Origin of the sequence: Proteus sp. TSJ240517, from assembly GCF_047921575.1 — a bacterium.
Taxonomy (GTDB): domain Bacteria; phylum Pseudomonadota; class Gammaproteobacteria; order Enterobacterales; family Enterobacteriaceae; genus Proteus.
This window is the reverse complement of sequence record NZ_JBLRMH010000001.1, coordinates 1-21,067: the sequence shown is the minus strand read 5'-3', so window position 1 is coordinate 21,067 and position 21,067 is coordinate 1. Positions and strand designations below refer to the sequence as shown.

The following is a 21,067-nucleotide window of genomic DNA, read 5'->3' as shown; positions in this document are numbered from 1 at the left end:
TAAATTATTATCATATAGAAATAAGAAAGGACACCAATAAGGTGCCCTCAAAATTTAATAATTGATATTTAATTATGTTTTTTATAATGTGATTTAACAAAAGAATCTAAATACACTTCTGTTTTATGATGAGTAAATTCTATTTTTTTATCATTTGGAATAAATAACGGTATGCCCTCACCCAATAAAATTGGTATTCTAGTTATTATAAGTTCATCAACAAAACCTTCATTAATAAATCCTTGAACTGTTTTTCCACCGTCAACATACACTCTATTATATCCATCATCTTTAAGTCTTTTTATTATTTCATTAACATTTCCTGATAAGATATTTACATTACTAGGTAATGAGCTTGGTAATTCTTTAATGGTATTACTTAATACAAAAACAGGCTGAACATAGGGCCACTCAATATCAAAACCCATTATTGTTTCAAACGTTGTTCTTCCCATAATAATTACATCTATTTCACTAAGAAAGTCAGAAAAACCAAAGTCTAAATTTTTAGGGTTTTCAATACTGGTAAGCCAATCAATATTACCTTGCTTATCAGCAATATAACCATCTAAACTTGTTGCAATATAAACCACTATGTTCATTTTCAATACTCATTCTTAGAGAAGGCATTTGATATTAACATTAAATAAATAAAATTGAAAACAAACATAGAAGTAATGAAAATAAATTATTTTTTAATTTTAAATTAGATTTAATAAGAAGATATTGCGATATAAAAAATATTTTTATCTTTTAGTCATAAAAAAAGCCTTATAACTTTAATTATTATAAGGCTTATCGAAATAAAATAAAATTTATTGACCTGCTGACATTTTTTTCATTTGCTCTAAAGAATCTAAAGCTTGCTTACAAGTACTTTCCTGTACATCTTTAGGTAATGCTGCAAATTGTTCTTTAGCTTGAGTATATTGCGCTTTCATCGCTTCTGCTTGAGCTTTAGTTGCATCATTTTTTGCCATTAATTCGACATAAGAGTCAGTTTCTTTAAAATAGTCTTCACATGTTTTAGATAAATCAGCAGAAACAGCGATAGAAGAAATTGATAATAAACCCAAAGCTAAAATAAAATTTTTCATAAATATCCTTTAAGTATTGTTAACAGTTAGAGAGTTACTTCCATTATCTTTTAAGTCAGTATTATCTCAAAGAATAATAAAATGGGGATAAGTATTATCTTAATTAAAAAATAAAGCCTAATCTAATAATGATTATTATAATAAGTGGAATCAAAATATGATAATTAAATTTAGTTTATTATTTTCCGTATCAGCTAACACATGGATGGTCTTGCATTTCTTATCCAAGTTTGTGACGAGAAGTTTATTAGTGATGACTTGAGTGATGAAGGATATGCATTTACACAATATTATTATGAATCAGAAAATAATAGCTATTTTGAAGATTTCGAGCGTGTTTTAGCCCAAGGGTTATATTCTTCATATTATGTTGAAAATACATGGGATAATTATGAAAAAATTGCATCTTTAATTACAGATGCATATACAAAGAGGAAAAAGAAGTAAATAGTTAAATTAATCCTTTTCTAAACATCATTTTATACTCTTCATTATTGGAAATAAGTTATTTAAACAATAATTAACTTATTGCTCATTAAATTAACATTCTTAGATTCTAAAAATTATCTTATCTAGTTTATTAATTTTGACGTGATCTATATAAAAGAATCATACGTTATTCTTATATATAGTTGCTCCGTACTTAATAGGTTCTATTAGTCAGGGGGCTTCCCCCATCAACGGAGGCATTTGATGTCTATAAAATGGGTTTTAATCCTATCTGGATTTATTATTGGTACTCTTGCGTTACTTCTTGGTATTAACGGAAATCCACCTAATATGGGGGTTTGTGTAGCGTGCTTTATTCGTGATAGCGCAGGAAGCATGGGCTTGCATCACACCGAAACGGTACAATATCTTCGCCCAGAAATATTTGGTTTTATTCTTGGTTCTTTTATTGCCGCACTTATCTTCAAAGAATTTCAATCAAAGGCAGGCTCTGCACCTATTATTCGTTTTACACTGGGTCTTCTAATGATGGTAGGTTGCTTAGTTTTTTTAGGTTGTCCATTAAGAATGGTACTTCGTATCGGCGCTGGTGATTTAAATGCTGTTATAGGATTAGTTGGATTAATAATAGGAATTGGCATAGGTAGTTTATTTGTCAAAAAAGGATTTTCTCTACCAAGAAATTATAACCAATCTCCTATAGAAGGTTTTATTTTACCTATTATATGTATATTCCTATTTGCACTATTCTTATGGAATAGTGATATATTTAATGCCAGTGTGAAAGGCCCTGGAGCAAGTCATGCGCCAGTGTGGATGTCTATCATCGCAGGGCTTATTATTGGTTTTATTATTCAACGCACAAGATTCTGCTTTATTGGAATGGCCAAACATGTATTTTTATCGCGCAATTACAATATGGCGTTTGGTGTAATCGCATTAACACTCGTTGTTTTTTTGGGTAATCTCTATTTAGGCAAGTTTAATCTTGGTTTTGAAAATCAACCAATAGCCCACAGCGATGGTCTATGGAATTTGCTCTCTATGGCGCTTGTAGGCTTATGTGGTGTACTCATTACAGGTTGCCCATTACGACAACTAGCTAATGCGGGTCAAGGTAACTCAGATGCAGCTGTAAGCGTCATGGGTATGTTAGTGGGGGCAGCATTTGCTCATAACTTCACTTATGCCTCAAGCCCTGCTGGAGTTACCGATAATGGTAAGCTAGTTGTTATTATTGGTTTATTGTTTGCTGTCATTGTTGCTGCTATTTATACCTATGTCGCAAATAAAGCAAAAGATAATGGAATTAGTAAAAATGGCGCATAACTATTTATTCCTTTTTCATGAGCAATACGCTGTAAAAAAACTTCAGCAACAACTCCAACAAGATAATTTTTCCGCAAAAATTATTGATGCTCCACGAAAAATATCGTCAGAATGTGAGTTAGCCATATCCATTTATTTTTCTGGCGATGAAATTTATAAACAGTATATTAATGATAACGTTAGAGCTGTTTATAAAATAGATTCAAACCATTTTGATGTACTTTGGAAAGATGAGTTTTAGCATAGTACATAACTAAGTTATTATATTTAGAACCTAGACAGTTAAAAGGCTACAATAGTAGCCTTTTCTTTATATATATAACTATATGGTTTATATAATTTTTTAATTAAAAATAAATTATCTTTCTAAAAACGAAAAACCATCCCTTTTTAGTTGGATGGTTTCTGCATCTTTATGTATTTATAGAGTAATTATTTTTTATTACTCACGCTTCTTCCGGTGGGTTTTTGAGGATCTGATGAATTTCCTCTTTCAGTTTTAGTTTTTGTTTTTTGAGCTCAACAACCTCTTCACCATATCCTCTTCTATCTTTATGTTCTAATCTAACAATTTTATGGTCAAGTTCGTTATGTTGTTCAAAAAGAGCACGAAAATGGGGGTCAGTCTGACGAAGTTTTGAAATTAAATCACGATATTCTGGAAACATAAATAGCTACCTTCCTTATTAATAGTGAATTAAATACTCTTATAATATTTACTCAAACTGATTAATCTGTCATTGTCTTTATGTTAAAAATAAGACCAACATCAATTAATATTTCTAATTCTTAAAATAGCTCAATATTTTTATATTATATACTCTCTGCATAGTTATAAAATTCAATACGTAAGAGCATATAAAAGTGTAAATCTACTTAATCTAAAAATTATAAATACTTATTAATTTATCTCTTCAAACCAAACATCTTCATATCCATCTCTATCAATAATAAAATTATATCCTTCTGGTAGATAAAGATAATTTATTACTTCAGGTAGCAGTTCTTTCAAATGTTCTGTATGCAATGGTTGATAAAAGTCGTCCTTTGCACAATATTCCTCACAATAGAAAAACCAACTTATAGTACCACCTTCTAAGTGTTTTATGCGTGTACCGTAAATAGGATTACCATTTAGGTTATCCAAAGCAATCGCTACCATGTCTTCTGGCTTTTGAGGTAAAACACCATATCTTTCACACATTATGTTCTGTTGTTCTGAAATTAATAACCTATTGTTTTTATTCATATTATATCTTTAATTTTACAAAAAACACTCGAGAAAAGAGTTTATAAGTTTTTGATTATAATTAACTTATCGTTATCTACCAAGTATTGATAAAAGAGCACATCGCTCCCTCTATTCACATAGCCAAAAGTATAAAAATGAGTAGATCTACGAAACTCCACACAATTAAATAGAATGAAAAAACATCAATTTGCTTTAAAACTAGACGACGTAAAGCATAACAGCACTTTTTACTTAAAAAAAAGCATTTATTGTTAATTTATAAAATGAAAATTCACTACATTTATATCGGTCTCTAATAGTTTTTTATACCCATCTATTCGAGTCACTAAGCCCAATGCCGCCACATTGGGCTTTTTTATTGGCAATGGTTGTTGATATCATTTTCTCATTACAATTAGCTTTACATCTCTTTAACTTTACTCAAATATTTTTTTAGTTTTATTAATATCCATACCTATATCTTAAAATTAATGGGCATAAACTATAATCCATTATTACTGTTACGACTCAATTTTATTGTATAAGTAATAAAATAAGGATGCCGACTCAATTCCATTTTTGCCGGCATTTGTAACTATTTATTAGATGAAATATCTTGCTCTTGTAATTTAGAAAGTGCTAATTCTTTCATCCAATCTGCAAGTAGTGGTGCTGTTTTTATTGAATCCAATAATGCACGCTCTTTTTTTGTTAAACGAATAACAATAACTTCTGTTTTCATTGTAGACATAATAATTCCCCATTTGTAAAAGAGAAAATATTGGCACAAAACAGTAACAGAACGGTCTGACTTACACTGTTTTACAAAATCATCATTTAAAGATGATTAGCAGTACATTATCGATAGGATATTTACGATATAGTTCGTTGTTTAAGTTTAGAAAAAACATTAATATATTTATGATAAATTAGTCTTTCTGATGATGGACAGTCACCGCAAGAAATTCAAAAAAGAGAATTTAATAAATTTGCAGATAAAACCGTTGATAAAGTATCTACAATGATTGGTTGTTTTGAACGATCGGAGAAAAAAAGTAAAAGCCCTAACTCTGATAAGCCTCTGCCTTATGAGAAATTAGACAATGAGTTTCTTAAGCTTACTGTATCATTCTTTCAAATTATTCAAGAAATCAAATATTCTGGCGATACAAGTCAATACGCAAAAAATAGAATTACCAGCTCATTATTTGGGATAACGCGTTGGTTAGATAATAAATACCCATTATGGAATAATGAAAGAGCTGAAGTAGAAAGAAACGGCAAAGAAATTGAGAAAAGAGTTAAAAAAAAATTTAAAGCAAAAAGATTTTATAAAACAAAATTTGCTATCCTAGCAATTGCCACTTTTTTTGCTCCCTTTATTTTTTGCTGGTTTTCTCTACAAAAAAAATATCCTAAATGGTTTAAAGTTATCAGTTTCTTATGGGCTCTATTTTTTGCTATTTTAGTATACAGAAACCCCAAAGTATAATAGCTAGGCTATTATGATATTCTCTTATTTAGCTTATGGTGCTTTTTTAAATAAAAAACACCATAAGCTAAATAACCCATCTAAGATATATTATTCTATATAGCAAATAATTATATTTTTCTTTAATAGAATTCACCTTAAGAAAGATTATATTCTAAATAAATTTTTTTACGGTTATTTAAATTGATAAAAAAAACAAATAACATAATCATTAAGCATAAATTAATTATTTTTCACACAATAAAAAATAAAAAGGTCATTTTTTATGCTATTGAATAAACATTTTAGTAAGAATATTATTACTATAAGTGTATTATCTTTCTTAGCCAGTTCTGTTTATGCAAAAGAAAATAAAGGTGTTATTCTCTCCAATAATGAAATTACTTCTAATTCTACTTACAGTGATACAACAAATCTTTATATAGATAAAAGCCACGAAATACAAAATATTACTCTTTCAAACGAGGCAATATTAAGAATGAATGGTGATAGTCTCGCGATAGGTACTATCGTTAAAGACAATGCTACTATTAGCATGTATGCTCATGATGCAAAAAAAATAGGTATTCCTACTATTAAAGATACTATAGTAACAGGCACAAGTAATATTGATATGAGCGCAGGTTCATCATCTATAGGCAAATTATTTATAGATAAAAATGCTGAATTATATATTGATAACATTGATGCTGAATCTACTGATGTATCTAAAAATGATCCTGTCCCTTCAACTAAAATCTTTATAGAAAACTTAACACTAGCAGGTAAAACATATATTTTACCCTCATGGAACGAAGATTATGGTGATGATGGCGATGCTCCTAGACCAGAAAAACCAGGCCCAGAATTAATTACTCATATTAACAATCTAGAGATGCAATCTGGTAGCCAACTTGAAATGGAACATTATATTTCTGGCATGCAATTTAATCGGCTTGAATTGAAAACGCTCACCGGTGAAGGTACTTTTATTTTAAGTAGCAGGTTAGCCAATGGTTTAAGCGATAATATTTATATTTCAGATCATGCTACTGGGCATTTTGGATTAAAAATAAATGATAGCGGAGAAGAAATTTCTGATCCTAAAAATACTCAATTAGTTTATGTAAATAGAGGTGATGCTAATTTTAATTTATTAAATAAAGAGGGTCATGTTGAAGTTGGTGTTTGGAAATATAAACTAAATAGCAAAACTAATGATGGTCATACAGAGTGGTATCTTGTAGGTGGAAAATCAGGCGAGCCGGATACTTCTAAACAGCCTGATACCTCCAAACAGCCTGATACATCCAAACAACCTGATACATCTAAACAGCCTAATGTTACTCAACCTATATTAAGCAATAGTGCTCAAGCCGTTATTAATATGGCCTCAGCACCACAGCATATATTGAGTATTGAGACGAGTACTTTACGCCAAAGAATGGGCTTCTTGCGTGAAAATAATAATGATCTCGGAGTGTGGGTTCGCTATTTAAATGATAATTCTCATTTAAATGATAAAGGTTATAGTCAATTCAATTCAAACTTAAATGGAATGCAAGTTGGTATAGATAAGAAGATAGCCATAAATAATAACCAATTACTATTTGGTTTAATAACTTCTTACACTAAGAGTAAGATCAAATCTGACAATATTAATAATGGTGATATAAATAGCTATAGTGGTGGTATTTATTTAACTTGGATTAATCATTCTGGTTTTTATGTAGACTCTTTATTTAAGATGAATCATCTTCATAATGAAATCAATACTAATATGAATGAAGGTAGAAGAGTTAAAGGAAATTACAATCAAAATGCGGTTACAACGTCAACAGAAATAGGCTATCCTATTGCGTTCTCAAACGCATTAACACTGACACCATACAGCCAGATCTTTTATTCTCATATTGGTAAGTCGCATTATTTATTAGATAATGGTATGAAAGCAAACATCCACAATGCGGATAGCTTAAAAGGTGAATTAGGAACCACATTAGAAAGTAATTTACTGATTGCAAACCACAATGTTAAGCCTTACATAAAAGCAGCAATATCTCGTGAATTCATTAAAAATAACGAAATAGAAATTAATAACGTATCATTTGATAGTCGTTATTCTGGGAATACTGGTAAGTACGGCGTTGGTTTAACAACTAATATAGGTAATGATGCTCTTTTCTATACTGAAATAAACTATCAAAATGGTAATAAAATAGAAACTCCGATATATGTAACAGCAGGATTTAGAATGAGTTTTTAACTATTTTATTTTTCATTTTATAAAATTAACACATAAAAAACCTCATAACTTATGAGGTTTTCTATTTCAGTTTCATATTAGTATGTTTTTGCTGATATCAGTTCAAAACCTATTGCATTTGTTTTCTTAAAAACTTCTGCATTTCCCGTTTCATAAATATTACCGTGAACAATTTTAGCACAAATCTTTACTTCACCTTCACTTTCATCATTTATTTTTATACCAGAACATGATCTTCTTCCTTCTACGTATGAGTAACTAGACTTATAGCTACTTATTTCTCCGCTAGTAAAATAAACAATATTAGAAAGTATGAAATATACAATAATAAATATAATCATAATTAATGCTAAAGGAAAAATTAATAAATTTTTTATTTCCTTATTAAAAGTTGGTTTTTTATATATAAAGAAAAAGCATACTAACGAGGCAATAAAAGAGAACCCTAATGCTATTTTAATCGATACATTTGAAACTATAACATACTCTTTAATTTCAATTTTCCAATAGAAAAATACAGCTATAATAAATAAAATTGAAAATACATAACTAAATAACTGAGAATATGAGTATTTTTTCATACCACCCCTAACCTATTTATTGTAAGAAAATAATTATATTTTCATATAGTGAATTATATCCATATGGTGATCGCAAGGATAAATTCGTGTTGTTGTATTCTTCTTTCTGTATAATGGTTTTTTTATCATATTTCATTAATCATATATAATAATTTTAAATTGCTATTTGATTATTTTATAATCCATTATAATTTTCTTCTTCCTCCTTAAAAATTGTTATTTGTATCAAATTTCAAATTTATCAACTAAATATACAAAAAAAGGTCACCAAAGTGACCTCTAGTAAGAGCGCTAAATGATTTTCAATAAAAATAGTGGTAATTAACTAGCTTTGCAACCACTCAACACTGGTTTATCTTTTCCTTCGACTAAATCGGCATTATCACCTTTAGTATAAAGCTTATAAGTATAATTTTTATTCATCGCCTCATAGTTTGCACCAGAAGCCATTTTCATGATTTTCATTGGGATCATTTCATCCATTTGATTAATGATCGCATAGCTATCTTTTGCTGTATTTACATAGATAACTTCCATCACTTTATTATTTTCGCACACATAAGAAATTTTGGTTATCTCATCAGTATTATCTGCCATAACAAAACTAGAAGACAAAATACCTACTGCAAGAAAAACACTTTTAAATAAAAATTTCATATAGTCTCCTAAATATCATTAAGTTAGCGTTTATAGAGTATTCTTTTACTCTTCACTAATTTAAAAAAATCTATCTGAAACTCTAATGGGATTTATCCAATTTATAAAATTTACTATTAATCAATTAGTTATCTTTTGTTGGCCCCATACAACGACTATTATGACAACTAGCGAACCCTGCTATCGCTTTATTTGAATATACTCGAGTAAATTTGGGATGAGTCCAAACATTAGGTTGAACATATAACCTAAAGCTTTTACCTGTTGTGTAGTAATAATGTGCTTGCTGAAAAAAGTGATCATAAGAAGAGGCCCAACCTGACTTGTTAGATACTGCACAGGCGATAAATTCACCGCCATGATTCATGGCCTTAACACAAAAATACCGACCATCTTCAATTTTTCCCGAATTAAAATCCGTTAACGTAACATTAGAATAATATTCAATATTATGACTTAATGTATCTGTGGCAAATGCCGCTGGTGTTAATAATAAAAAGGTAAAAAATAGGCTACGCATTAACATACCATTCCTTAAGAAAATAAAGATAAAAGGTCTCTAATCCAGAATAATATTTCTTATTATTTTTTATTCTTCGCGGTGAACAAAGCGACAGTACCTTGTACATGAATAGAGATGTCATGAAATAAAGAAGAAAGCATTTCTTCCAAAGAGTCCACCGAATCAGAATAATTGCAAAAAATACCTTTTTTGTTGTAAATAGACATTAATTTTTTACCAAAAAAATTATGTTTGACTCCCTGCCCTAAAATCGTTGTGCCATATAAAACCCCTTTTTCTGTCAGTAAATAACTTATATTTTCTATCGCTTTTTTCTTATCATCCATCGTTCCTGGTAAACAATGTAGTAAATAAAACAATGAGATAGAATTATAAGATGCATTTAATTTATTAGAAAAAGGCTGAAAAACATCATGCTGAAGGCAATTTATTAATTTATCATCAGGTATATACTTTTTAGTATGTTCCAGACTGTGCAAATTAAGATCAGTCAATGAGATTTCTTTTATATAATTTAATGATTTTTTTAAATAAAAGCCCGTTCCAACACCAATATCCATATGGCGCTCACCGAGATGATTTTTAAAATGTGGAATTAGATATTTATTCGTATCACAGTGCCATGCATAGCTATTAGAAATATTAAGCACCCACCAATCATATAGCTTCAATGACACTGGTGTATATACTTTGACTCCATCATGTGTACTTAATGTCATACAATACCCTATCATAAAATGACTATTTTATTTTTTATTTATTGTATGAATAGTTGAAAATACCGAATAATAAATCAGGAAATATTTTTAAAACATTATCTACTCACTAAGTCACTTACTTTATTTCTCTTAATTATAAAAATTTTTTTCATTACTAGAGACTATCAATAATAACAATGAGATATGATTTATTATCCTATTTTTTCAAGTAAATCTCAGTAACAACTAGCAACCATAACTTACCTTTATAATCTAAATATGATTAAGTAATAATACTATTAACTAACTTATTCTGGTGATAGTTATGTCTTGCAAGCACAAAATTCCTCTTGGAATAAATGTGTTAGATGCTACTCAAACGCGAATTGAATGGTTATTTGATACTTTTGAACAAATCTCTCTCTCCTTTTCTGGAGGTAAAGATTCTACTGTTCTTTTTCATCTTGTTGCTGCTGAAGCAAGAAAACGACATCGAAAATTCAATGTCATGTTTCTTGACTGGGAAGTGCAATACTCCGCAACCATTAGCCATGTTGCAAAAATGAAATCTTTGTATGAAGACTGTACGGAGCGATTTTACTGGATTGCATTACCTATAACGACGGAAAGCGGGATCTCACAATATGAACCAACTTGGACGGCTTGGGAACCAGAAAAAAAATGGGTAAGGCAACCTCCAGAATACGCAATCACTGATCCAGACTTTTTCCCTTTTTATCATCTGAATATGATTTTTGAAGACTTCACACCTGCATTTAATCAGTGGATCACAGGAAATCATCGTAGTTCAGTTATTTTATTAGGGATCAGGACGGATGAATCATTAAATCGCTTTATTGCTATCAATAACAACCAAAAACTACGTTATGCCGACGATATCCCATGGACAACGGCATCACCCGAAGGTTTTTATTATATGGCCTATCCTATTTATGACTGGCATGTAAAAGATATTTGGACATACATTTCACGTTTTAACCTACCCTATAATTCTATTTATAGTCTAATGCACCAAGCTGGGGTTAGTTTAAGTCAAATGCGCATTTGTGAGCCATTTGGCCCTGAACAACGCAAAGGGCTATGGTTATATCATGTTTTAGAACCTGAGACGTGGAGTCTAGCCTGTGAACGAGTGAGTGGTGCTGATGCGGGTATGTTATACACCCAGCCTCGTAATAAATCAGGTTTTTTTGGACAACGTAAAATCAGCAAACCCGCCCATCATACATGGAAATCTTACGCCCACTTTTTACTAGCGAGCGTACCAGAACAAACAGCCGAACATTACCGAAATAAAATCGCAGTTTATCTTCATTGGTATACTGAGCGAGATTATCCAAATGGAATACCAGATGAACAAGAGGGTGATACTAGCAGTAAACAAATTCCGTCTTGGCGACGGATCTGTAAAACTATTTTACGTAATGATTTTTGGTGTAGAACATTAGCATTTAGTCCTACCAAATCACACTGTTATGACCGATATTGCAAGCGGATACAGGAAAAACGTAAAAATTGGCAGTTGATTTAATAAGAGGTGAATATGACTATTGAAACAGTGTTTTCTTCGCTAAAAGATTATCTGCTAAAACTAAATGATGAGCAAAAAATCGAAGCTATCAACAAAATCAAATTATTTCTTCATCAAATTAGTCCGTTCAAAAATGAACCCATAGATTGTGTTCTTTGGATAAAACAAAATCAAGTCGTAGCAAATGACTACAACCCTAATGTTATGTCTCCTACAGAAAAGAGATTACTCAAAACCTCATTGATAAAAGACGGTTATACTCAACCCGTTGTAGTATTATCTGCACAACAAAATAAAACTAAACAATTGCAGTGGCAAATCGTTGATGGCTATCATCGTTATTTATTAAGTAAAGAAACCGCCTTAAAAAAACGAATTAATAATTATTTACCAGTCACCATCCTTGATGTTAAAAACAACACAATATCAGATCAAATAGCAACCACTATTCGTCATAATCGAGCAAGAGGACAACATCAAGTCGCAGCTATGTCAGATATAGTTAGAGATCTATCCAGATTGGGATGGAGCGATAAACAAATTGGTGATGAACTAGGTATGTCACAAGATGAAGTATTACGCTTAAAACAAATCTGTGGGTTAGCAGAATTATTTTCAAAACACAATTTCTCAGAAGCTTGGACAGTAAAATAAGGCGAACAAGTCACCCTAAATACGTTAACCACAACGTTTAAAAAAGCGAGAGATAAATGTGGGTTAACTTGGGGGAAAAAGCACTGCCCCTACTTTCCATGAACAACGATCTTTATCCGAGCGACTTTATCGTGAGCAAGGAATTAATACACAAAAATTATTGAGGCATAAAACACAAAATATGACCGCTAAATATCACGATAATAGAGGCAAAGTGTGGTAATTATTGCTGTTTAATTGAAGAGTTTTGGGGATATTTTGGGGAAGAATTTTATAGTACAAAAAATAAACGGGAACTAATAAGCTCCCGTTAACTATTTATCAAATCAACAATTACATATGTTTGATAATCGCGTCACCAAACTCGCTATATTTCAGCAGTTTAGCGCCTTCTAGCTGACGTTCGAAACCATAAGTGACGGTCTTAGCAGCAATCGCGCCTTCCATACCTTTAATGATTAAGTCAGCCGCTTCTGTCCAACCCATATGGCGTAGCATTATACCCATAATAATTAAGTAACTTATTAAATAAATTATAATTATTGAGGAGATAATTTATTTTTTATGTGATCTTGATTTGTATGTAACTGGTTGATTTTTAGTTTTGATTGGGGTGGTTTTGGGGAAGATATTTTAAATGTTCGAGTGATTATCAGGCTTGATATCAAGTATTAAAACCTATTATTTATATTAAATAATAGAAAATAATGCTTTAGTTATAATAATTCATATTAGAAACAAATTAGGAAAATTTATTTAAATTAAAAATTCTTCACTATACTAATGTAGTGAATATTTTAAAAACAAAAAAATTTATTATGTAATAGCTCAAAACTGATTGTCAGCTTTGAGCGATCTGTAAACATAGCTAACAGCATTCTGTGTGAGTCAACGGAGAGCAGGTCACCAGCTCAGGTGAGCGTAACAACCGTTTATAGTATTGTAGGCTGAATTCTGGGTTGAAGGGTAAAAATCGAGCTGACTTAAATTAGTTTATAAATATTAATCAGTTACGTTTACTCTCACGAATTTAAAATTAATGCATATCCATGTGTTATTTTGTTATCCTCGAAGCTAAAAGCTTAAACGTACTACCATCCCCTTCTGCAATACAAATTATCAGTAATATAAAAAGTATCAATTCATCAACATCTTCCTGTGTAACTACAATAGATTCACGACCATGCGCAATTATGTTTCTATTAGATTCAAAATTTTTATATCCAGAAATTATTGAAGTGTAAATTTCATTTTTATTTACATCACCTACCGCATTTTTTATCATATGGGACATGATATCTTTAAGTCTATCTTTGGTATCATTAGTATTCATTTTTTCATTGATATAACTTTCTAATGATGAAAAGGCTAAGAAATATGAAATCTTAAAGTTTTTAATTGACATTAAATTATAAGCTTCTGCCATTAAATCTCGATAAAATGAATTGCCATATTCTGAATGACTTTTTGTACCCATAACTTTACATTCAACATATATATTCCAATCAAGCGGTTGGATATGCGAATAATCCCCACTAAACGAACCAGAAAAAAGAATTTTTTTAGTAGAATTGCTAATCCCGACAACTTTTGTTGTTCTTAATTCAAAGTCACAAAACTTTAGACCTATAGAATAAGTATCCAAACAATCATTATCGATCTCATAAATTTCATTTATAAGTCCTTCTAGATCATCAGAAAATACATGGGCATCATGTTGTTTTCTCATTTTGCAAATATTGTCACTATGTATGATAAAATTATTAATAATTTCCACTGATATTACATTGCTAAATTCATAAGGCATTTCGACTTCATTTTCAAAAAAATAAGTCATAATTCGCGCACTATCATATCCCGATAAATCATAGTCAGGATAATTATCCAATACAAAAACTAAATTTTTCTCATGAATTATATTCAAATGCTTGAGCAGCTTAAGTTGAATGTTGTTAATTGCTTTAAATTCTTTAAACTTCATAAAATGATTTATTCCTTTGGGAGCTGTTGTTATATAGGTTCAAAATTATAATTGATTAGAAGTTTAGAATAAGCAATTTCTACCTTCTTTTATGGGATAAATACTCAATTTAACCCTCATGACTTTAAATCATTAGCTTACCACTTAAGCATAATGAGTGAATTTCAAGTGAAGAACCATGGAGACCTGTGAAAGCCAATCAAATAATACTGGCACAGAACAGACAAAATTCTTCGCTGTCAGGTCTGCTATGAGCGAAGAGCAGACGCTCGCATCTGTCCCAACACACTGGGGGGCTTCACGAACACCTAGGTGTACTCGTCAACTGGGAAAAGGTCAGATTAGCTACGTAAGTTTCAGCGTAAAAATTGGGCACTATAAAAGTGCTCAAACTGTAGAAAAATACATGATGCTATGTATCTGAGCCAAACATAGAACGCCGCCTTGTTATTTTATAATAAGTGGAATTTTCATCATCCACCTCAAAATCAGAGAAAAAGTGGTTATCTCTTAATGCTGTTAATAAACTTTGATTAGTTGAATCAACTTCAATTTTAGGTTTGCCTCGCCCCAATATTTTACTGAACTCAGATAAACCAAGCAGATCAAGATACTCTTTGCAAGTCGTCTTACTCAAACCCTTACCCAGCAACAAAGCGATTAGCAGTGCTATTTTATTCTGCATATTCAGTCCCTCTGCGACAAACAGGTTTTTTAGTAACGGTTCAGAAACATCATTAGGGCTTGCTATCAATGCTGATATATCCTGTATTGCTCGACTCAAGATGAGTGACTGAGTAGAAGTTCCCCAAGTTTTATAAGATGACGTCAAGATTAGAAGTTCATCTGGTTTAAAATTATTTTCTAAAATATAGTCATTAACGACCTGAGAGTAATTCTTACCATGAATAGCCAACGGTGTTTTAACAAACTCGAGTAGCTTAACTTTCAAATCATCATCAACTTGCCAAGAAAATATTGATATAGCCTCATCCAAAATAAAGTTATCAATCGTTATTAATTCAACGTATGCCCTGATATTCTTATCAATATAATAGGAAAGTTGCTCCGAATAGTTATCTCGTATGAAATTAAGTGGGGCAATACTCATGCGAATAATATTTTTATCCACTAATATTTTGAACTTATCACCCGAGATATTACTAACGCTAAAGGAGGTTTTATAAATAAGACTTAGTGAACAAATTAATTTTTCATATTTATCATTTGATAAATCATTACAGATAACAATCGAATTAAATAATTTACCTTTAAGGTCATCATCAATGTTGACATTATTAAAATTCAACTCTACATCAGCTCTATTGATAAATTCGATAAGTGAGTTATCCAGTCCATCAACATGTTCAAAATAAGAGACAATATTTTCCTCAGAGCAAACTGCTCTATCTTTATCCAACAAAGATGACCATAAGGATTCGCTCTCAACCTCACTCAGCGAGGTCACGAAAGTTTGCAAAGAGTTTATATAATGGCCTTTTTGTTCATCAGATATTTCCTCATTATTAAGAACGGATAAAACAATAACTTCATCATCCGCGATTGTACCATCACAACTAGATAAAACCATATCCAAATAGTCACTAATATGGTTATTAACATAACTAGCCAAGGGAGAATCAGGCTGTGACATCACTAGTGTATAGTTCTTATGGCGAATATCATCTTCACTGTTAAGCGTGTAAACCTTACTCAGAATTAAGGTCAGGTTGGCAAAATTAATATCATAAAGTGAATGCTGATAAACCGCATCAAAGAGTACTTTATTTGCGTTTTCAAAATTAATACTGACAAAAGAGACGTTAAGCAAATTAAAACCACTAATTAACTTGTCAACCTTCGGCTCTGATATTGCTAAATAATCCGCCGAATTCGAGAGGTAATCAGTCAAACAATTATCAATGTTAATGGCCTCAATGTCGTTACTGGCAGAATAATAAAATGTGCCTATAGAGTAGCATCTAACCCAATCAGCAGAAAATTCACTCTCTGTCAGCGCATAAGAAAAGAACTCAGGCCACTGTGTATTTAATCGATTAATGAAGCCTGGCTGAGCCCTCTCAGTTTCAAAGTAGCCGCGAATAAACTCAACTCTTCTATCTTTTCTTAGTTGTTTGAATAAACGTTTTATTAAGTTTACTTGGGCTGGCGTTTGAAGCAGATAAGCTAATAGATCAAAATTAAGCGCCTCTTCCTGTTCAAAATCAACTTCTCGAAGGCGGGCAACTACCAGCTTGGGGTTCTTGAGTTGATAAGTGAACTCTTTGCCTTTTTGATCGGTAATGCTGCGTAAAAACATTTTATCAACTCGACTCAGGCTATTTTCATAAAAATAGGTCATATAGTCGGCATAGGTTTCATCAATATAGCCATCACGTATAAGGTATTTAAGCAAGTCAAAATACTCACTACTTTTTATTTCATTAAAATCTCTTTTTTCTCCAATTTCATTGATATAGGTGAGCTTAAATATTTCATCAATGTTTTCTCTTGTTATTATTTCTTTAAGTTTTTTATTCCTAGAATAAACCAAACTCTCTCTTGACCTTGATATAATCTCATTGATTTCTTCTATTTTTCCATTGATTTTATTTTCAACACTTTCTTTTCTAGCCGCCCTTCTCTTTTCTATATCAGCTTTCTCAGCCTGATGATAGTAAGAGTTCTTATATTTAGACAGTTCCTTATCATATATAGTATCAACCTCCTGACTAGAATTGAGTATTTCATCATTGATTACCTCAATCTCTTTTTTTCTATCACTAATATCTTTTTCTATTTCTTTTATTTCTCTTATAATAAGATTGTCCTTTTCACTAAATAAGGCAAAAACCATACCTTGATTAAGTTGCAACTCACTAAAATCTCGTGGAAAGATATTTTTATAGGCAATAATGGCCAACATTTTATTACAGTCAAGTTCTGTCGTATTTAATTTATTATAATAAATTTGAAATTCATTATAAATATTCTTCAATATTCTCATGTCATCAATATATAGCGACATCCCTTGTAGAAATCGTTCATTGAACAACTTGAGAATACCCCCATCATCAAAATGTGAGATAAACTGATCATAAGAGTTAGAACTATCAACAACAGGAATAACTGGAATGATATAATCAAAGAATTTCGTTCTATCCTTCGAAATGAAGATGTCATCACGAAGTAAGTAAATAAAACGTAACGTCGATTTCTTGTTCCCTGCTATGTTCCGTTGAATATTAACCAGTCTATTCACCTCATGAAGACGTTCAAAGATGTTATTACTATTAAAACGATCCATGTCTTCAAAAATAATGGCATCAGCATCAACGTTCTCGAAAAGGTACAATACTTCATTTAAATACCTATCAAAATAAGACTCTTTACTTTCTTCAAAAATCTCTATTTCATTGCCCTGTAAATTTATTTTCTTAAGAACATTACGATTCTTTTGGGTTTTTATTAACTTGTAAATAAAAACACAAGATAGGATAGTACATATAAATCCACTAATTAAAAGCGTATCGTATTTAGTTGACAATGTAAGTAGTGTCTTTAAATTACCATCAGATAAAAGTGAAACATATTTCTCCCACTTATTAAATAGAGTGATGTGTAGTACCGTGGCGATCAATAACACCGTGAAGATGGTATTTATCACAACGCTGCTTGTTCTGATTTTTTTCTTTACTTTAAAATGCGTCTGGGGAATATCATCAGCATTAATCTGGTGAATTAATTGGTTAAGAATTTTACCTTCTAACGCGATTTCATTTATATCTTTACCTAGTTCATTAGTTTCAGTTTCCTCCATCGCTCTGAAATGAGCAAGTGAGATATGAACAAATTTTATATTCGAATGACTTTTCTTATAGGATTCGACAAGGCTACTTTTCCCTGCGCTATATTGCCCTGATATTGCAATATTTTTTAGATCGTCATTGGCAAAAACAAAATCAATAGCATTTTTATATATACCCAGCTCAACATCGTTGATCGGCGTTAGCTTTTGAAATTTATAGCTATCATCACTCATTGATATCCTTTCCCCATCTTCACCGAGAGAGCTACTTCTCAGAGTTAATCAAACAAAATCATACAGATAAAATTTCGCCCTACTATAGCAGAAACAATGCTAAAGATTAACCAAAGCCCCTTTGTTTTTCTTCACCTATCCCTCTGACTTCACGCTACTGTTAGCACTGGCAATGCCTGAAAACTTTGCTCGTAAAGAGCACAATGGCAAGTCAGCAAAGCATGACTTCGCAATCTAGCGCCGCTAAAAACAGTGCTGAATCGCTACGACTTAGGCAGCCATCTTATCGGTTGGCAGACAATAGAACAAAGCAGATCACAAACAAATATATTCTTTTATCTAATGGTCTTTCGTACTCAATAACTAAACTAACTAAACTCTTCTATCACCCACCATACTCCCTCACATCAATATAAAAATACTGCTTTCCTAATGAGGTTGTTGACATCTGTCCTGAAACTATCATGGAATGAGGGATAATACGGTTACCTCGTCCACAAAGAGTTACTCTAATCGTTTTTCCTCCCATCGAATCCATCATCCCAATATGCCCAATTGTTGTGATTAATACTGCACAGGGGAAACCGACATCCACACCACTCCAATTATTTCCTGTGAGCACAAAGTTATTTCCCTCTAATAAATTAAGCGGTCTTTGACTTGAAGCGTGTGTAATAACACCTTTATGATAGATTTGAATTCCCCATTTTTGAGGATGAAGTGAAATATGATAAGAAGACTTCACAAATACATAGAGCTCATATTCTGCTGAATTGCCTTGAATAGTATCGATTAAATTCACACACCACGCATTGTTCTCATAAATTACTTCAGATAATCCACTTAATGATGGATTAGAGGAATTAAGAATTCGAATAAAAATAAGTGGCACAGCGTTATTATTACCTTCAATAACTTTAATTATTCCGGGTTTTGTTTTTATCTTTTTTAAAAATACGGCTGATTCATAAGGTGTTAATTCTTCGGTAATGCCCTGATTAAAAAATAATGCACCATATTTACTCATTTAATTAGTACCATAATAATTCCATTAATCGATTGACTACCGCGTAGAGAATTCCACGAGATTTTATTATTCTCGACTCTAACAGTGAAATAAGATCCTCGATTTCTAGCGACAATATAGGCGGCCAATGACCGCCCTTTAGGAATATTATTATAAGTTTTACTGCCATTTTGAGTGACCGCTATTTGGTCAAAAATAAACGAACGCCCTGTGATTTTTATTGGCTTTCCTTTTTCATATATCTCTATTCCCCACGACATGAGAAATCCTCTACCGCATCAGGAGATACCCACCCTCCCAAGAATTTAAATCCTAATTGAGGTACAGCATGATAAAGAGGCCCTTTAATGGTTTCTCTCTTTTTATCAAACTTCACCAATACAGGTTGTTGATAGTGAAAAGTTTTTATTTGGTAAACACCTTGGCAATCGACTTTTTTATATCCAGAGGTACACCCTGACAATAATAATGCTGTAATTAAAACAATAAACTTCATACGCTACCCTAAATAACCTATTTTTGCCGCTAATTGATTGTTTTCATCGTAAACATAAATAGTATTATTCGTGATCACTAACCGCCCTTTTGTTCCTCCTGAGTTAATATCTAACCGTCCACGAAATACTGCATCATTTAATTCAACATTCCCTGTTGTGGCATCAATATTAAATCCTTTCTTACCCGCTAAATAATTAGTGGATGTGATTTTTTTACCTACCGATAATTTATCAATGGTTGCCTTACTAAATAACGCATCATTGAAAAAAGCTTGTCCATTTTGGATCACAAACGGTGTCACCACTTTACCGTTTAATGACGATATCACTGCAAAGTTTTGGGCATTAACCAGAAATTGACTATTTCCTTGTGCATTAAACCCTAAGCCAATGCCGGTAATGACTTTATTCCCTTTGCTATCTTGTTGGACTTTCATTGTCCATGATGCCGAAATTTTGCCATTTATGTCTGTGACCACTTTCGAAGTTTGTTCGATTTTGGCTGAACTTGTTCCGACTTGGCTTTCTAGGCGAGTGACTTGCTGGGCGGTAGAGGTAACTTTGCCTGAAACCTCAGTTACCTTAGTTTCAAGTTGGTTTACCGCATTCGCCGTTGCATTGGCTTTCTGTTCGCTGGACTTAGGTACTTCATTCGCCACAAACCCCTTTGGTGCCACCGATTGCTTGTTGTTGGTATAAGTGCTGGTGATAATTTGATGGTTAACACTTTTATGCTTAGTAAGTTGGTATTTAGCGCCTCCTCGCAAATAAATAAATTCCACAGAACCATTTATTAATTGAGCTGGCCCCATCACAGGAGATTGATTTGTCCATTTCCAATCAAAGTTATCAATAATGCGGTTTTCAGACTGGGTTCCCCATCCAGAACCACTCACTTGCCATTCCACAATCATGGCAAAGCCTTTGGTGCTGTGCGTCGCATAGCTGGGTTTATTGTCTGAATATTGCCCTAAGGTTCTAAAAACCTTAAACGCGTAACGTCGAGAGGTC

Annotated in this window: 22 protein-coding genes and 2 pseudogenes; 8 read left to right on the top strand and 16 right to left on the bottom strand. The window is 31.8% G+C overall.

What is annotated here, in order from left to right:
- Positions 1–68: 68 nt before the first annotated feature.
- Together ACNARN_RS00120 and ACNARN_RS00115 are read right to left on the bottom strand one after the other, a co-directional pair.
- Positions 69–602: a dihydrofolate reductase family protein gene (locus ACNARN_RS00120; RefSeq protein ID WP_416303994.1), complete on the bottom strand. Its 534-nt coding sequence runs from the start codon at positions 600–602 to the stop codon at positions 69–71.
- 213 nt (positions 603–815) lie between these two features.
- Positions 816–1,097 (bottom strand): DUF5339 domain-containing protein, encoded by a 282-nt coding sequence (locus tag ACNARN_RS00115; protein WP_196533314.1) that lies wholly within the window; start codon positions 1,095–1,097, stop codon positions 816–818.
- 201 nt (positions 1,098–1,298) lie between these two features.
- Here ACNARN_RS00115 and ACNARN_RS00110 point away from each other — a divergent pair, with 201 nt between their 5' ends.
- The 3 genes from ACNARN_RS00110 (at position 1,299) to ACNARN_RS00100 (ending at position 3,117) form a co-directional block, all read left to right on the top strand.
- Positions 1,299–1,544 carry a hypothetical protein gene (locus ACNARN_RS00110; RefSeq protein WP_416303993.1) on the top strand — a complete coding sequence of 82 codons (246 nt, stop codon included), beginning with the start codon at positions 1,299–1,301 and terminating at the stop codon, positions 1,542–1,544.
- Positions 1,545–1,790: 246 nt separating this feature from the next.
- Positions 1,791–2,876 carry a YedE family putative selenium transporter gene (gene yedE / locus ACNARN_RS00105; RefSeq protein ID WP_416303992.1) on the top strand — a complete coding sequence of 362 codons (1,086 nt, stop codon included), beginning with the start codon at positions 1,791–1,793 and terminating at the stop codon, positions 2,874–2,876.
- Positions 2,851–3,117 (top strand): putative Se/S carrier-like protein, encoded by a 267-nt coding sequence (locus tag ACNARN_RS00100; protein WP_198625540.1) that lies wholly within the window; start codon positions 2,851–2,853, stop codon positions 3,115–3,117. The genes yedE and ACNARN_RS00100 overlap by 26 nt, the downstream gene beginning before the upstream one ends.
- 205 nt (positions 3,118–3,322) lie before the next feature.
- On the opposite strand, the gene ACNARN_RS00095 is transcribed toward ACNARN_RS00100, so the two are convergent.
- The 3 genes from ACNARN_RS00095 to ACNARN_RS00085 all read right to left on the bottom strand — a co-directional run bounded on the left by ACNARN_RS00095 (position 3,323) and on the right by ACNARN_RS00085 (position 4,858).
- Entirely contained in the window at positions 3,323–3,544 is a 222-nt protein-coding gene (locus tag ACNARN_RS00095) for a DUF465 domain-containing protein (protein WP_109372547.1), read from the bottom strand.
- Between the two features lie 233 nt (positions 3,545–3,777).
- Positions 3,778–4,125 carry a hypothetical protein gene (locus tag ACNARN_RS00090; RefSeq protein ID WP_198629801.1) on the bottom strand — a complete coding sequence of 116 codons (348 nt, stop codon included), beginning with the start codon at positions 4,123–4,125 and terminating at the stop codon, positions 3,778–3,780.
- 577 nt (positions 4,126–4,702) lie between these two features.
- A complete protein-coding gene (locus ACNARN_RS00085) occupies positions 4,703–4,858 on the bottom strand; it encodes a hypothetical protein (protein ID WP_194952313.1) in 156 nt (51 codons plus the stop codon).
- 270 nt (positions 4,859–5,128) lie between these two features.
- On the opposite strand from ACNARN_RS00085, the gene ACNARN_RS00080 reads away from it, so the two are divergent.
- Both ACNARN_RS00080 and ACNARN_RS00075 read left to right on the top strand, forming a co-directional pair.
- Positions 5,129–5,599, top strand: a complete 471-nt coding sequence (locus tag ACNARN_RS00080; protein ID WP_416303991.1) for a hypothetical protein — start codon at positions 5,129–5,131, stop codon at positions 5,597–5,599.
- Between the two features lie 265 nt (positions 5,600–5,864).
- The gene (locus ACNARN_RS00075) at positions 5,865–7,844 is read left to right on the top strand and encodes an autotransporter outer membrane beta-barrel domain-containing protein (RefSeq protein ID WP_416303990.1); all 1,980 of its coding nucleotides are present in this window, start codon (positions 5,865–5,867) and stop codon (positions 7,842–7,844) included.
- 77 nt (positions 7,845–7,921) lie between these two features.
- Here the strand turns inward: ACNARN_RS00075 and ACNARN_RS00070 are convergent, their stop codons facing one another.
- The 4 genes from ACNARN_RS00070 to ACNARN_RS00055 all read right to left on the bottom strand — a co-directional run bounded on the left by ACNARN_RS00070 (position 7,922) and on the right by ACNARN_RS00055 (position 10,324).
- The gene (locus ACNARN_RS00070; RefSeq protein ID WP_198625536.1) at positions 7,922–8,425 is read right to left on the bottom strand and encodes a hypothetical protein; all 504 of its coding nucleotides are present in this window, start codon (positions 8,423–8,425) and stop codon (positions 7,922–7,924) included.
- A gap of 321 nt (positions 8,426–8,746) precedes the next feature.
- The gene (locus tag ACNARN_RS00065) at positions 8,747–9,082 is read right to left on the bottom strand and encodes a c-type lysozyme inhibitor (RefSeq protein WP_198625535.1); all 336 of its coding nucleotides are present in this window, start codon (positions 9,080–9,082) and stop codon (positions 8,747–8,749) included.
- 124 nt (positions 9,083–9,206) lie between these two features.
- On the bottom strand, positions 9,207–9,602 hold the full coding sequence (locus ACNARN_RS00060; protein ID WP_416303989.1) for a subtilase family AB5 toxin binding subunit: 396 nt from the start codon (positions 9,600–9,602) through the stop codon (positions 9,207–9,209).
- A gap of 62 nt (positions 9,603–9,664) precedes the next feature.
- Positions 9,665–10,324 carry a class I SAM-dependent methyltransferase gene (locus ACNARN_RS00055; RefSeq protein ID WP_196533324.1) on the bottom strand — a complete coding sequence of 220 codons (660 nt, stop codon included), beginning with the start codon at positions 10,322–10,324 and terminating at the stop codon, positions 9,665–9,667.
- Positions 10,325–10,628: 304 nt separating this feature from the next.
- On the opposite strand from ACNARN_RS00055, the gene ACNARN_RS00050 reads away from it, so the two are divergent.
- The 3 genes and pseudogenes from ACNARN_RS00050 to ACNARN_RS00040 form a co-directional block, all read left to right on the top strand.
- On the top strand, positions 10,629–11,855 hold the full coding sequence (locus ACNARN_RS00050; RefSeq protein ID WP_416303988.1) for a phosphoadenosine phosphosulfate reductase: 1,227 nt from the start codon (positions 10,629–10,631) through the stop codon (positions 11,853–11,855).
- A 12-nt stretch (positions 11,856–11,867) separates the two neighbouring features.
- Entirely contained in the window at positions 11,868–12,509 is a 642-nt protein-coding gene (locus ACNARN_RS00045; RefSeq protein WP_198619666.1) for an IbrB-like domain-containing protein, read from the top strand.
- Positions 12,510–12,732: pseudogene (locus ACNARN_RS00040) on the top strand (integrase); the annotation flags it as partial.
- A gap of 110 nt (positions 12,733–12,842) precedes the next feature.
- On the opposite strand, the pseudogene ACNARN_RS00035 reads toward ACNARN_RS00040, so the two are convergent.
- From ACNARN_RS00035 to ACNARN_RS00005, 7 genes and pseudogenes are all read right to left on the bottom strand, one after another.
- Positions 12,843–13,010: pseudogene (locus tag ACNARN_RS00035) on the bottom strand (NADP-dependent isocitrate dehydrogenase); the annotation flags it as partial.
- A gap of 553 nt (positions 13,011–13,563) precedes the next feature.
- Positions 13,564–14,490, bottom strand: coding sequence for a hypothetical protein (locus tag ACNARN_RS00030; protein ID WP_416303987.1), 927 nt, complete (start codon positions 14,488–14,490; stop codon positions 13,564–13,566).
- A gap of 412 nt (positions 14,491–14,902) precedes the next feature.
- A complete protein-coding gene (locus ACNARN_RS00025) occupies positions 14,903–18,532 on the bottom strand; it encodes a hypothetical protein (protein ID WP_416303986.1) in 3,630 nt (1,209 codons plus the stop codon).
- A gap of 385 nt (positions 18,533–18,917) precedes the next feature.
- On the bottom strand, positions 18,918–19,559 hold the full coding sequence (locus ACNARN_RS00020) for a hypothetical protein (protein ID WP_416303985.1): 642 nt from the start codon (positions 19,557–19,559) through the stop codon (positions 18,918–18,920).
- Positions 19,556–19,819 (bottom strand): hypothetical protein, encoded by a 264-nt coding sequence (locus ACNARN_RS00015; RefSeq protein WP_004242500.1) that lies wholly within the window; start codon positions 19,817–19,819, stop codon positions 19,556–19,558. The genes ACNARN_RS00020 and ACNARN_RS00015 overlap by 4 nt, the downstream gene beginning before the upstream one ends.
- Positions 19,804–20,055 (bottom strand): hypothetical protein, encoded by a 252-nt coding sequence (locus tag ACNARN_RS00010; RefSeq protein ID WP_004242498.1) that lies wholly within the window; start codon positions 20,053–20,055, stop codon positions 19,804–19,806. Before ACNARN_RS00010 ends, ACNARN_RS00015 begins: the two co-directional genes overlap by 16 nt.
- 3 nt (positions 20,056–20,058) lie before the next feature.
- The coding region (locus ACNARN_RS00005; protein ID WP_416303984.1) for a phage tail tip fiber protein at positions 20,059–21,067 on the bottom strand (1,009 nt) is incomplete at its 5' end.